The following is a 14,360-nucleotide window of genomic DNA, read 5'->3' as shown; positions in this document are numbered from 1 at the left end:
CTCGGGCCCTTCGCGCGCACCTGTCCGTCAGCCGGCACCCGCACCCGGTCCGGGGCGCCGTCGGACTCGTCGTGGTCGCCGGCCGTCGGGCCGGAGACCGACGAGCCTGGTGCCCCGGCCCGCCGCGGGGGGCCCGTCCGGATGACGGGGAAGGGGGTCCGGATGCCGTCGGCGGTCCACGCCTGCGAAATACTGACCGAGCTGCGGCGATGACGTGGTCCGGCAGAAATTTTCAGACGCGAGACCGGGCAGGGGTACTGAGGTGCACGAGGACGGGAACAACGGTACGGGCGAGGGCGCCGCATCCGTGGCGCCGCGCTCTGCCGACCAGGAATTCCTGGCACTGGAGCGCGAACTGACGGTGCTGCTGCGGCGGGCGCGGGCCAACCAGGGCGAGATGGCCCGCGAGGTCCACCCCGACCTGGAACCGGCCGCGTACGGGCTGCTCATCCGGCTCGACGAGCAGGGCGCCCAGCGGGCCACCGACCTGGCCGCCTACATCGGCGTCGGCAAGGCCACCATGTCCCGCCAGCTGCGCGCCCTGGAGGACCTCGGTCTGATCGCCCGCGAGCCCGACCCGGCGGACGGCCGGGCCTGGCTGGTCACCCTCACCGAAGAGGGCCGGAGCCGGGTGGGCCGGGTCAGAGAGGCCCGCCGCGCCCGCTACGTCACCAAGCTCGCCCACTGGGACCGCCGTGAGGTCGCCGAACTCGCGCGGCTGCTGCATCAGTTGAACGACATCACCGAGAAGTAGCCGCCGGGCCCTCACAGCTCCACGTGGACCGCCGTCGCGTCGTCGTGCGTCTTGCTGCGGCCCAGGAACGCCCGCTCCCCGCGGTCCGCCAGCTCCAGTTCCCGTACCCGGTCCACCAGGGCGCGGGTGCCTTCCTTGGCGACCAGGTCGAACAGGGCCGTCCAGTCGCCCTCGCGGAACTTCTCCGTCCAGCGGGCCGCGCCGTCCGTCAGCGCCACCAGCGAGCGCACCTGGGCGCGCGGCACCGTGCCGGTGACCGCGCGCCGGGCCACCGAGGGGTCGGCGGCGGCCGTGAAGAAGCCGCCCTCCCTGTTGCGCAGCTCGGCGTCCACCCGCTCCGCGCTCGCCAGCGCCGCGCGCGGCAGCCGGCTCAGCCGGTCGTCCAGCACCGGGGTCACCGTGCCGTCCGGGGCGCGCAGCAGCAGCACGGAGTCCGAGAGCACCAGGTACTCGACCGTCTCCGCCGACCAGCGGACCAGCACCACCGTCGCCTGGGGGGTACGCGGGTGAGAAAGGTCACAGGTGATCAGATGGGCCTCGGATGTTTGGCCGATCGCCCGGCCGAGAATCTCGGCCAGCGTCAGATCTCGGTGAGAAACGGTCAGTTCGGTCAGCGCGCCGCCCAGCCGGGCGGTGAACCAGGGCACCGGGTGGGAGCAGCCCGGCGGGTGCGGAGGCGGTGTCACTCCGTCCAGCAAGATCACGCAACCGCCCTGCCCGCAGACGGGCAGTCCGACCCCCGCGAAGTCCTCGTTGGGCCGGCCGGCGGTGCCGGGTTCCGAGACGAGATCAGTACGCACCCCGCCAGTCTGCCCGAAGCCTTCACGGCAGCGGGCGACGGCCGGAGTGCGTACCCGGATCGGCGGGACCGCCCAGCTCAGACGCCGGGATTGGCGGCAAATGACACGGTCCGGGAACGCGTGGCGGCGAATAGTGCCAAAGCCAGCCCCCCGCGTCCAACCGGCCCGGCGCGCACCGGTGTCCGGGGCGCCGTCACGACTTGCCCGCCAACTCCCCTCCGATGTTCACTCCTTCGGGTGGCGGGTCAGGTGATGCGCGGCCCCTGCCCACCGGCGCTGGGAGGGTCGGGAACCATGAACCGGGTGTACGCACCACTTGGCACCGAGACGACGGGGCGCCGCCCGGCCCTTCCGTAGACGAGTTCAGGATTGCGAGCACCGGTGCAGAAGAAGCGGCCTCGGCGCACAGGCAGGCAGACGGCCCCCCAGGGGACCGCCGAGCAGAACCCCGTGGGCGCTGGACGCCCCACCCATGTGCGTAACCGGCTGATCGTCGCCGTGGCCGTGGTGGCCGCCGCCATAGCCGGAGCAGGCGCCCCCGCCCTGCTCACCGCCTCCGGGGACCTCCATGAGTCCCAGAAGCTGGTGACCCTCGCGGACGAGACGCAGGACGCCCTCGCGCTCGCCCACTCGCTGGCCGACGAACGCGACGAGGTCACCCCCTACGTCGCCGCCGGACGCCCCAAGACCAAGGCGCCCTCCGAGCAGCGCGGCACCCGCGTCGACCGCCAGGTCGAGGAGCTGCGCGCGGACACCGACCTGCCGGCCCGGCTGCGTACCGCGCTGGACGGCATCGCCGCCGTCCGCCGCGCCGCCCTGACCGGCAGGTCCGACGCGCCGCGCACCCACCAGGCGTACTCGGCCACCATCACCGAACTGCACCGGCTCGCCGATGAGCTGGCCGAGCGGACGCCCCCGCGCGCGGGCTCGGGCGCCTACGCGCTGGCCGAACTGGACGCCGCCGTCCAGCAGTCCACCGCCGCCCGCGGCCTGCTGCTGGCCGCGCTCAGCGTCCCCTCCACGTCCCGCACCGTGATCAGCCCCGTCACCGGGCTGCCCGTCACCAGCAACGACAGCAGCAAGGCCGACACCGCCCGCCGCGACGCGCTCACCACCGCCGCCCAGCGGGCCCGGCTGCGTGCCGACGCCGGCCTCGCCGCCTTCCGCGAGACCGCGCCCAAGGACGCCGTCGCGTCCTACGACTCCACGGTCACCGGCCCTGAGGTCAACTCCGCCGACAGGTACCTGGACCTCCTCACCGGCCAGCCCACCTTCGGCGACAGGCAACTGGCCGTCAGCGCCAAGAAGCTGGACGCCGCCCTCTCCGCCCGCGTCGACCTGATGCGCGGCGCGGAGTCCGCTCTCTACGAGCGCCAGGGACAGCGCCTCGCCACCCTCCGGGACGACGACGTCACCGGTCTGGAGATCCGGATCGCGGTGCTAGGCGCCCTGATGCTGGTCGCCGTCGGCATCGCCACCGCCATGGCCCGCACCCTGACCCGGCCGCTGTCCGTGCTGCGCCGGGGCTCGGCCCGCCTGGCCGGCGCCGAGGACCCCGCCGGGCAGGAGCCGATCGCCTTCACCGGCCGCAACGACGAGTTCGCCCAGGTCGTCCGCTCGGTCAACGCCCTGCACGCGCACGCCCTCACCCTGCACGAGCGGGTCGCCACCCTGGAGGCCGACCGCAAGCACCTGGTCGGCCAGCGGCAGAAGATGGCCGACGCCCGCGAGGCGCTGCGCACCGAACTCGGCGACTCCAGCGGCCAGCTGGAGCGGCTGCGGGAGAGCATCGGCGGCACCTTCGTCAACCTCGCGCTGCGCACCCTCGGCCTGGTCGAGCGCCAGCTCTCGGTCATCGAGGGGCTGGAGGAGCGCGAGCAGGACCCGGAGCGCCTGGCCACCCTGTTCAAGCTGGACCACTTCGCCACAGTCATGCGCCGGCACAGCGAGAACCTCCTGGTCCTCTCCGGCACCGAGCACATCCAGCCCGCCCACGGCCCGGTCCCGCTGGTCGACGTGGTCCGCGCGGCCGTCAGCGAGATCGAGCGGTACGAGCGCGTCCGGATCGCCGCGCTGCCCCCGCACGCCCATGTGGCCGGCTTCGCCGCCGACGACCTCTCCCATCTGCTGGCCGAACTCATGGAGAACGCCACCTCGTTCTCCCCGCCCGACCTGCCCGTCGAGGTCTCCGCCTGGCTGCTGGAGTCCGGCGAGGTCATGCTGTCGGCGCAGGACGAGGGCATCGGCATGGCCGCCGAGCGCATGGAGCGGCTCAACGGCCGCCTCACCGACTTCGACCCGGAGTCGCCGTACGAGCAGGAGGGCGAGGACGGCCTCGGCCTAGGGCTGTACGTCGTCGCCCGCCTCGCCCACCGGCACGGCATCCGCGTGCGGCTGCGCGAGCAGAAGCAGGGCGGGGTCGCCGCGGTCGTCGTGCTGCCGAAGTCGCTGCTCGCCGAGACCCCGGCCGGCGCGGTCCCGCACCCCGCCGCCCCCACCACCGGCACCCAGAGCTTCTCGCTGCCCGGCGCCGACGCCGAGGCCAACTCCAACGTGCTGCGCGGTCGCCCCAAGGGCACCGACCCGGTGGTCGCCCTCGCCGAGAGGGCGGTGCTGGAGAGCGGCGAGCCGGTGATCCCGAGGCAGGCGACCCGTGAACTGCCGCCCGAGACACCTCGGACGGCGCCCGGGACGGCGCCCGGGACCGTGCCCGGCGCACTCCCCGAGGCGCTGCCGGAGTCGGCCCCCGAGACCACGATGGAGCTGCTGCTCCCGACGGCCGCCCCCGCCGCCGGGAACGCCGCGGCCACCACCGAGCCGGCCGCCCCCGCGCCCATCACCCCCGAGCCCGTCACCCCCGAGCCCGTCACCCCCGCGTCCGCAGCCCCCGGGCACGCCGCCCCCCTCCCCGCCGAGGCCACGCACGACCGTGCCCCGGACGAGACGGAGGAGAAGCTGACGAGCAAGGGCCTGCCCAAGCGCACCCCGAAGATCACCGCGCCCGAGGCCCCGGTCCGCCCGCGCGCCACCGGTGTGGACGCCGAGGCCCTGCGCCGCAGGCTCGGCGGCTTCCGCAAGGGGGCGCAGGCCGGTCACCGGGACGTGGAAGCGGAGATCGCCGAGCACACGGCGCAGAACCAGCGGCCCACCAGCAGTGCGCACGCCGAAGAGTCCACGGGGGGCCACGCCGAGGAGGCAAGCAGTTGACCACGCCCAGTGCCTACGGACTGAGCAGTGAAGCCCGCAACCTGCATTGGCTGCTGACCAACCTGGTCGAGGAAGTACCCGGTATCCAGTCGGTCGCGGTCGTCTCCTCCGACGGCCTGCTCCTGCTGTCGTCCGACCCGGGCCGCGCCGAGGCGGAGCGGCAGAACCGGCCGGTGACCAAGGGGCCCCGTGGCTCCGCCGCCGACCTGGCCACCATCGTCTCCGGCATCGGCAGCCTCACCGCGGGCGCGGCCGAGCTGATGGACTCCGGCTCGGTCAAGCACACCATGGTCGCCATGGACGAGGGCAGCCTCTTCGTCATGTCGATCAGCGACGGCTCGCTGCTCGGAGTGCACGGCTCCGCCGAGTGCGACATGAGCGTGATCGCGTACCACATGGCGCTCTTCGTCGGCCGGGCCGGACATGTGCTGACCCCGGAACTCCGCAGCGAACTGCGGAAATCCATGGAGGCCGAGCCGAGCGGGAGCAGCCGATGAGCGCCATCGCCGGGAAGACGCAGCTCCCCAAGCGCGGCGGCGACCGCAAGGCCGCCCGCGTGCGCCCCTACTCGCTCACCGGCGGCCGCACCCGTTTCGGTCACGTCCTCCTGGTGGAGACGTTCGTGGCCGGCACCGCGGCCCTCGACGCCCCGGAGGAGCGCGGGGAACTGGCCGGGGGCACCGCCCACGTGCTGACCAGTGGGGGAGGGGCCGCTCCGCGCGTGATGCCGGAGCTGGTCGCCATCGTCGAACTGTGCCGCCGTATGCGCACGGTGGCCGAGATCGCCGCGCTGCTGAGCATGCCGCTCGGCGTGGTCCGGGTGCTCCTCAGCGACCTCGCGGACCAGGGAAAGATCCGTGTGTACGGCACCGGAACCGGTCACGGCACCGGCCGTCCGGACCGCGCGCTGCTGGAAAGGGTGCTGAGTGGACTCCGCCGTCTCTGACGCGACCGCCCCCGTGGGGGACGTTCCCCTCGCCGACGGCGCGGCCGAGCCCGTCGAGGAACTGAAGTCCTGGCAGCAGGACCGCAGCCGGGCCCCCGTCGCCACGAAGATCGTGGTGGCGGGCGGTTTCGGCGTCGGCAAGACCACGCTGGTCACCGCGGTCTCGGAGATCACCCCGCTCCGGACCGAGGCGCTGATGACCCAGGCGAGCGAGGACACCGACGACCTCAGCGCCACGCCGGGCAAGACCTCCACGACCGTGGCCATGGACTTCGGCCGCATCACGCTCGACGACGACCTGGTGCTCTACCTGTTCGGCACGCCGGGCCAGCAGCGGTTCTGGTTCATGTGGGACGACCTGGTGCGCGGCGCGATAGGCGCCGTGGTCCTGGCCGACACCCGCCGGCTCAAGGACTGCTTCCCGGCGCTGGACTACTTCGAGAGCTGCGGCCTGCCGTACGTGGTCGCGGTCAACCACTTCGACGGCAGCGAGATGTTCGGGCCGGAGGACGTGCGGGAGGCGCTGGCCGTACCGGCGCACATCCCTGTCATGATCATGGACGCGCGGCGCCGGATCTCAGCGATCGAGACCCTCCTGGCCCTGGTGGGCCACGCCCTCGACGTAACCCCCGAGTAGCCCCCAGCTCTTCAGGAGACACCCCCACATGCGGAAGATACTCGTCGTGGGAGCCGGCCAGTCCGGTCTCCAGCTCGCCCTCGGCCTCCAGTCGCACGGCTACGAGGTCACCCTGATGTCCAACCGGACCGCGGACGAGATCCGCTCCGGCCGGGTCATGTCGACGCAGGTCATGTTCCACACCGCACTCCAGCACGAGCGCGACCTCCAGCTCAGCTTCTGGGAGTCCAAGGCCCCGAAGATCGAGGGGCTCGGCGTCTCGGTCGCCGCCCCCGGCTCCTTCGACCCCGGCCCCTCCCAGCGGGCCATCGACTGGGTCGGCAGGCTGGACGGCTACGCGCAGTCGGTGGACCAGCGGGTCAAGATGGCCGGCTGGATGGAGACCTTCGCCCAGCGCGGCGGCCAGCTCGTCATCCACGGCGCGGCCGTCGGCGACCTCGACTACTTCTCCCGCACCTACGACCTGGTGCTGGTCTCGGCCGGCAAGGGCGAGCTGGTGTCGATGTTCGGCCGCGACCCGGAGCGCTCCCCGTACACCGAGCCGCAGCGCGCGCTCGCGGTGGCGTACGTGCACGGGCTGGGCCCGCGGCCGGAGCACCCGGAGTTCGACGCGGTCCGCTGCAACCTGGTGCCCGGGGTCGGCGAGATGTTCGTGATGCCGACCCTGACCACCTCCGGCCGCGCCGACATCCTGTTCTGGGAGGGCGTACCCGGTGGCCCGCTCGACGTCTTCGGCGGCATCAAGGACCCCGCCGAGCACCTCTCCCTGACCCTGGAGCTGATGGAGAGGTTCGTGCCCTGGGAGTACGCGCGCGCCACCAAGGTGGAACTGACCGACGCCGGCGGCACCCTGGCGGGCCGCTACGCGCCTGCCGTGCGCAACCCGATCGGCCGGCTCCCCGGCGGCGGTCTCGTCCTCGGCGTGGCCGACGTGGTCGTGGCCAACGACCCGATCACCGGCCAGGGCTCCAACTCGGCGGCCAAGTGCGCCGCCGCCTACCTCGACTCCATCCTGGAGCGCGGCGAGGAGCCCTTCGACGAGGACTGGATGCGGGCCACCTTCGACCGCTACTGGGACACCGCCCGGCACGTCACCAAGTGGACCAACGCCATGCTGGCCCCGCCGCCGGAGCACATCCTCGACCTGATCGGGGCCGGCGGCCGGCTCCAGCCGGTCGCCGACCGCTTCGCCAACGGCTTCGACAACCCTGCCGACTTCGAGAACTTCTTCTACGACCCCGCGAAGACGCAGGCGTACGTCGGCTCGGTGGCCGCGGGCGCCTGACGCACCGACGGTCCTCCCGGCCCCGTGCCCGCCCGTCACAGGCGGCTCGGGGCCGCGTCGGGCCGTACGGCGCCCAGGACCGGGTTGGCCGCCAGCGGGGAGATCTTGACGTTCTCGCCGGTGCGGGGGGCCTGGACCACCTTGCCGTCGCCCAGGTAGAGGGCGACATGGGTGGCCTCGGGGAAGTAGACCACCAGGTCGCCGGGGCGCAGGGAGTTCAGCGGGACGTGGGGGAGCCGGGCCCACTGCTCCTGGCTCGTGCGGGGGATCGGGGTGCCCGCGCGGGCCCAGGCGCGGGAGGTCAGCCCCGAGCAGTCGAAGGAGGCCGGGCCGACCGCGCCCCAGCGGTACGGCTTGCCGAGCTGGTCCAGGGCGTAGCGGACCGCCCGGCCGCCCTCCGCCGAGGCGGGCCGGTCGTCGTCCCCGAGGGTGCCGGACTCGGTGAGGCGCCGCTGTGCCTCGGCCGCCTCGTCCTGCTCCAGCCGGGACACCCCGCCCCGCTGCTCCGGGGTGAGGGAGGCGAGCAGCCGCTCCACGCCGAACAGGCGGCTGGTCACGTCGTCGCGCTGCTTCTTCTGCCGCTCGGCCAGGGTGAGCTGGGTGTCCAGCGCCTCGCGGGCCGACCTGGCCAGCACGTCCGCGCGCTTCTCGGCGCCGGTCAGCCGGTCCAGGGTGGCGGCGCGTTCGCCGGCGACGCGGCCGATGACATGGCCCTCGTCGAGCGCCTGCTGCGGGTCGCGGGCGAGGAGCAGCCGGAGGTAGACGGAGAAGTTCGAGCTGTTCTGGTACTGCTCGCGGGCGAGCCGTCCGGCGTCGGTCCTGCTGCCCCTCAACGCCAGCCTCGCGTCGGCCAGTTCACCGTCCAGCCGGTTCACCTCGGCGCGCTGCGCGGTGAGCTTCTCGGCGGTGGCGTTGTAGGTCTCGGTGGCCTGCTCGGTCTGCCGGTACAGGCGCTGAAGGTCCGTCAGCAGCTCGGCCACCGGCCGCTGCGGCGCCGGCGCGGCCAGCGCGGGGAGCGGGGCGAGAGCGACCTGGGCCGCCATCGCGGCCGTACAGGCCAGGCGGAGCAGCGTTCCTGACACGACATCACCTCCGGTACGAGGGGCGGCGGACGTCCCGCCTGCCTCCCTACCGCGAGCTTGTGCCGCGCCGCGCGGGGTCCGCGCGCCGAACGTGCGCGGACCGGCGCAACCTTGTCACCCGGTCGGGTCGTCCGGCTTGCCGTGCGGCGTGTTGTCCCGCCCCGGCTTCGACCAGGGCCAGCGGAGCCGGTCGGCGTCCCCGAGGCCCTCGGGGTCGTGGACGTACTTCCACCCCCGGACCAGCCCCAGCCTCCTGGTGTGCCCGCGCGGGGTGCGCCGGTAGACCAGCACGGTCGGCGGGCCGCCGGCCGCGTCGGGGACCGGAACGCGGTACGTCTTCGGGGGGTGACCGGTCGGGCCGAGCAGTACGGGCAGCACCCGGCCGTCCATCGGTCCGCCCTCGAAGGGGGTGTCCTGACTCTTCACGCCCTCAGTCTCGGTCATCCCCGCCGAGCGCGGCGACGACGGCCGCCGTCTGCGGGTCGCGCCCGGCGGTCACCGCCAGGGCGGCCGTGAACTGCTCGACCAGCCAGTCCCGCAGCTCGTCCCGGGGCGGCCGCTTGCCCTCGTCCAGCCAGATCAGCGACGACGCCTCGACCGCCGCGATCCACATCCGCACCGTCATCCGCAGCCGGGGCCCCGGCTCGTCCACCCCGAGGTGGCGGTGGAAGTGCTCGGCGGCGGCCCGGCGCACCCCGTCCACGATGGCCGAGGTCCGGGAGGTCTCCACCACGCTGCCGCCCTGGAGCAGCGCGCTGAAACCGGTGTCGTGCTCGTCCACGAAGGCCAGGTAGCGGTCGAGGACCCGCCCCAGCCGGGGCACCGTCGGACCCTGCCGGGGCTCGTCGAAGCAGAGCCGCAGCGCCTCGGCGGCCGACGTCAGCGCGGCCTCGTAGAGCTGCTGCTTGCCGCCGGGGAAGTAGCGGTAGACCAGCGGGCGGGAGACCCCGGCCGCCTCCGCCACGTCGTCCAGCGAGACGTCCTCGGGCGCGCGGTGCGCGAAGAGGGACAGCGCCGAGTCCAGCAGCTGGCTGCGGCGCTGCTCCACGCTGAGGCGTCGGTAGGCGGGGGTGGCGGCCTGCGGGGTCATGCCCGGCAGCGTAATCGCTCCCCGCCGGGCCGCCCCCTCCCGGTGGCCCGGCGTATGGCCCGGCGTTACGCCAGCAGCCCCGAGGCCTTCCACAGCCGCCGTCCGGCGCCGCGCAGGACGCCGATCTCGTCCAGGAACTCGGTGAGCCTGCCCGCGCCGGTCCGCATCACCTCGCGGCGGTGCCCGCTGGCCTTCACCTGGGCCACCGCCTCGCGCCTGTCGAGGCCGACGCCCGTGTACACCTCCGGATTGACGAAGGCGACGGAGAAGACCCGGGCGAACTCGCCGGAGGTGAGCCGGGTGAACTCCCGCGACCACCTCGGTGCCGTCACCATCTGGCGGCGCAGCTCCTCACGGGCGTACCGGACGTGCCGGGCCTCCTCCACCACGTGGATGCGCGTGACACCCCGGATCAGGGGCTGCACCCGCTCGTCGGGGAAGGTGAGGCGCTGCATCCAGTCCAGCACCTCCTCGCCGAGTAGGGTGGCGGTGAAGGAGCCGGGCGTGGTGGAGATGGTCTTGAACAGCCGCCCGAGGTTCTGGTGGGCGCGGCTCACCGGGTACCAGGGGGTGCCGCTGCGGGTGATCACGCGGGCGAACATCCTGGAGTGCCGGCACTCGTCCTCGATCTCGGTGAGCGCGTACCGGACGTGGGCGCTGGTGGCCGGCTTGTCGTAGATGTGCCGGACCAGGAGCTGCATCAGGATCAGCTCGAACCAGATGCCCAGCGAGGCCAGCGCGGCCGCCTCGTGCCGGGACAGGTCGATGCGCTGCTCCTCGCTCATCCGGTGCCACAGCGGGGTGCCGTACAGCGACACCAGCTCCGGGGGCAGGAACCACTTGCCCTCCTCGAAGGGGGCGTCCCAGTCCAGCTCCTCGTCCGGGTCGAAGGAGTGCTTGGCGGAGGAGACGAGCAGTCGCTCGGCCACCTGCTCGCGGTCCTTGAGCGCGCCCAGCGCGTCGCGCAGCCCGTCGAGCGCTTCCTCTTCCGTCAGGGTCGTCATGGCCTTACGTCACCTCGTCCAGCCGGGGGGTACGTCGTCGTCAGCCTCTTATGAGACTGCGTGTCAGCAAGGACGTCAATCCCCCGTGCGCGACTCTCGCCGACGACGGGCCACCTCTCAGGCTCAGGACCCCAGCACCGCCCGCATCACGTCCCGGGCGATCGGCGCCGCGTCCCCGCCCCCGCTGATCTCCCCCCGGTCCGCCGAGGCGTCCTCCACCACCACCGCGACCGCCACCTCCGGCTCCGGGGTGCCGTCCGCCTGCGCCCAGGACACGAACCAGGCGTACGGCACCCCGGTGTTGCCGACCCCGTGCTGCGCGGTGCCGGTCTTGCCGCCGACCGCGGCACCCCGGATCGCCGCATTGCCGCCGGTGCCCCGCTCCACCGCGTCCCGCATCAGCTCCTTCAGCTGCCACGCCGTCGACGGCCGCATCACCTGCTTCAGCGGATGCGTCCCGCCGCCCGCGACCGTCTCGCCCCCGGACCGCGTGGTCCGCTCCACCAGGTACGGCGCCCGCGCCTGCCCGCCGTTCGCCACCGCCGCCGACACCATCGCCATCTGGAGCGGGGTCGCCCGCGTGTTGTACTGCCCGATGGAGGACAGCCCGAGCTGCGCCTTGTCCACCACCGTGTCGAAGGTGGACTCCGCCACCGCGAACGGGACCCGCAGCCCGGTGTCGTTGAAACCGAAGGCCGACGCCGTCGCCGCCATGTCCCCGAGGTCCACGTCCACGCCCAGCTTGGCGAAGACCGTGTTGCAGGACCACGCGAACGCCACCCGCAGCGAGGCGTTCCGGCAGCCGTCCGTCTCGTTGGTCAGCCGGGTCGTGGTCCCCGGCAGCCGGTACGGGTCGGGGGAGTCGGTCGGCGCGTCCAGGTCCGTGATCACCCCGGCGTCCAGCGCGGCCGCCGCCGTGACCACCTTGAAGGCCGAACCCGGCGGATACGTCTGCCGTACCGCCCGGTTGAGCATGGGCTTGTCCGGATCGGCGTTCAGCCGCTCCCACGCCGCCGACGCCCCCGTACCGTTGCCCGACAGCAGCGCCGGGTCGTACGACGGGGTGGACACCAGTGCCAGCACCTTGCCCGTGGCCGGCTCGATCGCCGCCACCGCCCCCTTGCGCCCGCCCAGCCCCTGGTACGCGGCCCGCTGCGCCTTCGCGTCCAGCGTGGTGACGACGTTCCCGCCGGGCGCGCGGGCCGCGTCGTGCCACACCGGGAACCCCGACAGCAGCGGATCGGTGCCGGACAGCAGCCCGTCCGCCGCGTGCTCCAGGAAGGTGGAGCCGAACCGCTGCGAGGCGAAGCCGGTCACCGGGGCGTACAACGGGCCGTCCAGGTAGGTGCGTTCGTAGCGGAGCTGCTCACCGGTGTCGCGGGAGCCGGTCACCGGCGTGCCGCCGACCAGGATGTTCCCGCGCGGCTGCTGATAACGGGCGATGGACGCCCGCCGGTTGGCCGGATTGCCGTCGTACCTGCCCGCCTCCACCACCTGCACCCGGGCCGCGTTGGCCAGCAGGGCCAGCAGGAGCAGCCCGCAGAAGCCCAGCGCGTGCCGGATGTACGGGGCCATCGGGTGGTTGCCGTACTCGCCCGGTCCGCTCACGGTGCCTCCTCGCCGTCGTACTGGCTGCGCGCCGAGTCGCTCACCCGGATCAGCAGGGCCACGATCGCCCAGTTGGTGACCACCGAGGAGCCGCCCTGCGCGAGGAACGGCATCGCCATGCCGGTCAGCGGGATCAGCCCGGTCACCCCTCCCGCGATCACGAACACCTGGAGCGCCAGGATCGACGCCAGCCCCACCACCAGCAGCCGCCCGAACGGCTCGCGCAGGGCGAGGGCCGCCCGGAAGCCGCGCTCCACCAGCAGGGCGTACAGCAGGAAGATCGCCGCCAGCCCGGCCAGGCCCAGTTCCTCACCGGCCGTCGCCAGGACGAAGTCCGACTTGGTGGCGAAGCCGATCAGCGTGGAGTGGCCGAGGCCGAGGCCGGTGCCGGTCATCCCGCCCGCCGCGAAGGCGAACAGCGACTGGGCGAGCTGATTGGGGCCCTGCCCCGCGTCGATGGTGCCGAAGGGGTCCAGCCAGTCCTCGATCCGCCCGTGCACATGCGGTTCCAGATGGCCCACCGCCACCGCGCCGAGCACCGCGAGCACCAGACCGACCGCGATCCAGCCGGTCCGGCCCGTCGCCACGTACAGCAGCACCACGAACAGCCCGAAGAACAGCAGCGAGGTGCCCAGGTCCCGCTCCAGGACCAGCACCCCGACGCTCAGCAGCCAGATCGTCACGATCGGCCCGAGCACCCGCCCGGTGGGCAGCTGGAAGCGCCAGATCCGGCGCCCGGTGTACGCCAGCGCGCTGCGGTTCGCGGCCAGGTACGCGGCGAAGAACACCGCGAGCAGCACCTTCGCGAACTCGCCCGGCTGGATGGAGAACCCGGCGGCCCTGATCCAGATCCGGGCGCCGTTGACCGCCGGGAACAGGATCGGCAGCAGCAGCAGCACCAGCGCCGCCGCCACGCACACGTACGAGTACCGCTGGAGCACCCGGTGGTCGCGCAGCACCAGCACCACCACGATGAACAGCCCGACCCCGAGCGTCGACCACACCAGCTGCGCCGGGGCCGCCCGGTCGGCCGGGGTCTGGAGGTCGAGGCGGTAGATCAGCACCAGCCCGAGCCCGTTCAGCAGCACCGCGATGGGCAGCGGCAGCGGATCGGCGTACGGCGCCCGCAGCCGCACCGCGAGATGCGCGAGCAGCGCGAGACCGCCGAGCCCGGCCCCGTACCCCGCCGCGCCGGGCGGCAGGGCACCGGTGCGGGCCAGGCCCACCGCGCAGTAGCCGTACACCGACAGCAGCACGGCCAGCACGATCAGGGCCAGCTCCACCCCGCGCCGCCGGGGCAGCCGGGGGCGCGGGGCGTCGACGCCGGCGGCGGGCGGCGCGGCCTGGGCCTGGATCATCGGGAGGTGTTCCGCAGGCGTGGAGTCAGCACCAGCGCGGGACGGGTCCCACATTGCCGATGTAGCGGGCCGAGGCCCACGCCCAGGTGCCGTCGGTGAGCAGGTACCAGAGCGGGTTGCCGCTCACCCGGTCGCCCTTCACCTTGCAGTAGATGGACACGTGCTCGCCCCGCGCCGCGAACCGGACGCGGCGGGTGCCGCGGTCCGGGCGGTCGCGCAGCCAGATGCCGCCGCTGGCGGTGACCACACCCTCGTACCGGCGCGGGTCGCGGTCGCCCCGGCCGCCCGCGTGCCCGTCGGGGCCGCCCCCCTGCTGAGCCGGCGGCGGGCCGCCGGCCGGGCCGTCCGCGGCACCGGCGGGCACGGCCCCGCCGAGCAGCACGCCCGTCACGGCCGCCAGAGCCAGGCCGTGGAAGAGGACGGAACGCAAGGACATGGAAGACCTCCGGAAGCGGACGTAACCGACTAACCGCCACATTAGGAGTCCGGGGGTGCGTTTGCGCGCCGCGGTGGGCCATCGGGGAGGAGAGTCCCGTCGTCCGTGCCCCACTCCTGCCCGGCCCTGCTCGCCACTCGGCCCACCCTCACG

14 protein-coding genes are annotated in these 14,360 nt (G+C 73.6%); 6 read left to right on the top strand and 8 right to left on the bottom strand.

The window, feature by feature from the left end; translation table 11 throughout:
* Window positions 1–262: 262 nt before the first annotated feature.
* Window positions 263–754 carry a MarR family winged helix-turn-helix transcriptional regulator gene (locus ACFWN1_RS15370; RefSeq protein WP_384361762.1) on the top strand — a complete coding sequence of 164 codons (492 nt, stop codon included), beginning with the start codon at window positions 263–265 and terminating at the stop codon, window positions 752–754.
* An 11-nt stretch (window positions 755–765) separates the two neighbouring features.
* Here ACFWN1_RS15370 and ACFWN1_RS15365 read toward each other — a convergent pair whose 3' ends face one another.
* Window positions 766–1,554: a hypothetical protein gene (locus ACFWN1_RS15365; protein ID WP_384361759.1), complete on the bottom strand. Its 789-nt coding sequence runs from the start codon at window positions 1,552–1,554 to the stop codon at window positions 766–768.
* Between the two features lie 381 nt (window positions 1,555–1,935).
* Here ACFWN1_RS15365 and ACFWN1_RS15360 point away from each other — a divergent pair, with 381 nt between their 5' ends.
* The 5 genes from ACFWN1_RS15360 to ACFWN1_RS15340 are packed head-to-tail and all read left to right on the top strand — an operon-like array spanning window position 1,936 to window position 7,629.
* On the top strand, window positions 1,936–4,761 hold the full coding sequence (locus tag ACFWN1_RS15360) for a nitrate- and nitrite sensing domain-containing protein (RefSeq protein ID WP_384361756.1): 2,826 nt from the start codon (window positions 1,936–1,938) through the stop codon (window positions 4,759–4,761).
* A complete protein-coding gene (locus ACFWN1_RS15355; RefSeq protein WP_384361754.1) occupies window positions 4,758–5,258 on the top strand; it encodes a roadblock/LC7 domain-containing protein in 501 nt (166 codons plus the stop codon). Before ACFWN1_RS15360 ends, ACFWN1_RS15355 begins: the two co-directional genes overlap by 4 nt.
* Entirely contained in the window at window positions 5,255–5,707 is a 453-nt protein-coding gene (locus ACFWN1_RS15350) for a DUF742 domain-containing protein (protein WP_384361751.1), read from the top strand. The genes ACFWN1_RS15355 and ACFWN1_RS15350 overlap by 4 nt, the downstream gene beginning before the upstream one ends.
* Window positions 5,688–6,344 carry an ATP/GTP-binding protein gene (locus ACFWN1_RS15345; protein WP_384361748.1) on the top strand — a complete coding sequence of 219 codons (657 nt, stop codon included), beginning with the start codon at window positions 5,688–5,690 and terminating at the stop codon, window positions 6,342–6,344. Before ACFWN1_RS15350 ends, ACFWN1_RS15345 begins: the two co-directional genes overlap by 20 nt.
* Window positions 6,345–6,372: 28 nt before the next feature.
* Complete coding sequence (locus ACFWN1_RS15340; protein ID WP_384361745.1) at window positions 6,373–7,629, top strand: styrene monooxygenase/indole monooxygenase family protein; 1,257 nt, start codon at window positions 6,373–6,375, stop codon at window positions 7,627–7,629.
* A 35-nt stretch (window positions 7,630–7,664) separates the two neighbouring features.
* Here the strand turns inward: ACFWN1_RS15340 and ACFWN1_RS15335 are convergent, their stop codons facing one another.
* The 7 genes from ACFWN1_RS15335 to ACFWN1_RS15305 form a co-directional block, all read right to left on the bottom strand.
* Entirely contained in the window at window positions 7,665–8,711 is a 1,047-nt protein-coding gene (locus ACFWN1_RS15335; protein ID WP_384361742.1) for an NlpC/P60 family protein, read from the bottom strand.
* A gap of 114 nt (window positions 8,712–8,825) precedes the next feature.
* Window positions 8,826–9,137: a hypothetical protein gene (locus ACFWN1_RS15330; RefSeq protein ID WP_384361739.1), complete on the bottom strand. Its 312-nt coding sequence runs from the start codon at window positions 9,135–9,137 to the stop codon at window positions 8,826–8,828.
* 4 nt (window positions 9,138–9,141) lie between these two features.
* A complete protein-coding gene (locus ACFWN1_RS15325) occupies window positions 9,142–9,801 on the bottom strand; it encodes a TetR/AcrR family transcriptional regulator (protein WP_384361736.1) in 660 nt (219 codons plus the stop codon).
* A 65-nt stretch (window positions 9,802–9,866) separates the two neighbouring features.
* Entirely contained in the window at window positions 9,867–10,805 is a 939-nt protein-coding gene (locus ACFWN1_RS15320) for a diiron oxygenase (protein WP_384361733.1), read from the bottom strand.
* 123 nt (window positions 10,806–10,928) lie between these two features.
* A complete protein-coding gene (locus tag ACFWN1_RS15315; RefSeq protein ID WP_384361765.1) occupies window positions 10,929–12,380 on the bottom strand; it encodes a penicillin-binding transpeptidase domain-containing protein in 1,452 nt (483 codons plus the stop codon).
* 29 nt (window positions 12,381–12,409) lie between these two features.
* Complete coding sequence (locus ACFWN1_RS15310) at window positions 12,410–13,771, bottom strand: FtsW/RodA/SpoVE family cell cycle protein (protein ID WP_384361730.1); 1,362 nt, start codon at window positions 13,769–13,771, stop codon at window positions 12,410–12,412.
* 25 nt (window positions 13,772–13,796) lie between these two features.
* A complete protein-coding gene (locus ACFWN1_RS15305; protein WP_384361727.1) occupies window positions 13,797–14,207 on the bottom strand; it encodes an SH3 domain-containing protein in 411 nt (136 codons plus the stop codon).
* Window positions 14,208–14,360: the final 153 nt, after the last annotated feature.

The sequence above is a fragment of the Streptomyces sp. NPDC058459 genome, from assembly GCF_042721685.1.
Lineage (GTDB): Bacteria > Actinomycetota > Actinomycetes > Streptomycetales > Streptomycetaceae > Streptomyces.
The sequence above is the reverse complement of the archived record's forward strand: the minus strand, read 5'-3'. Positions and strand labels throughout refer to the sequence as shown.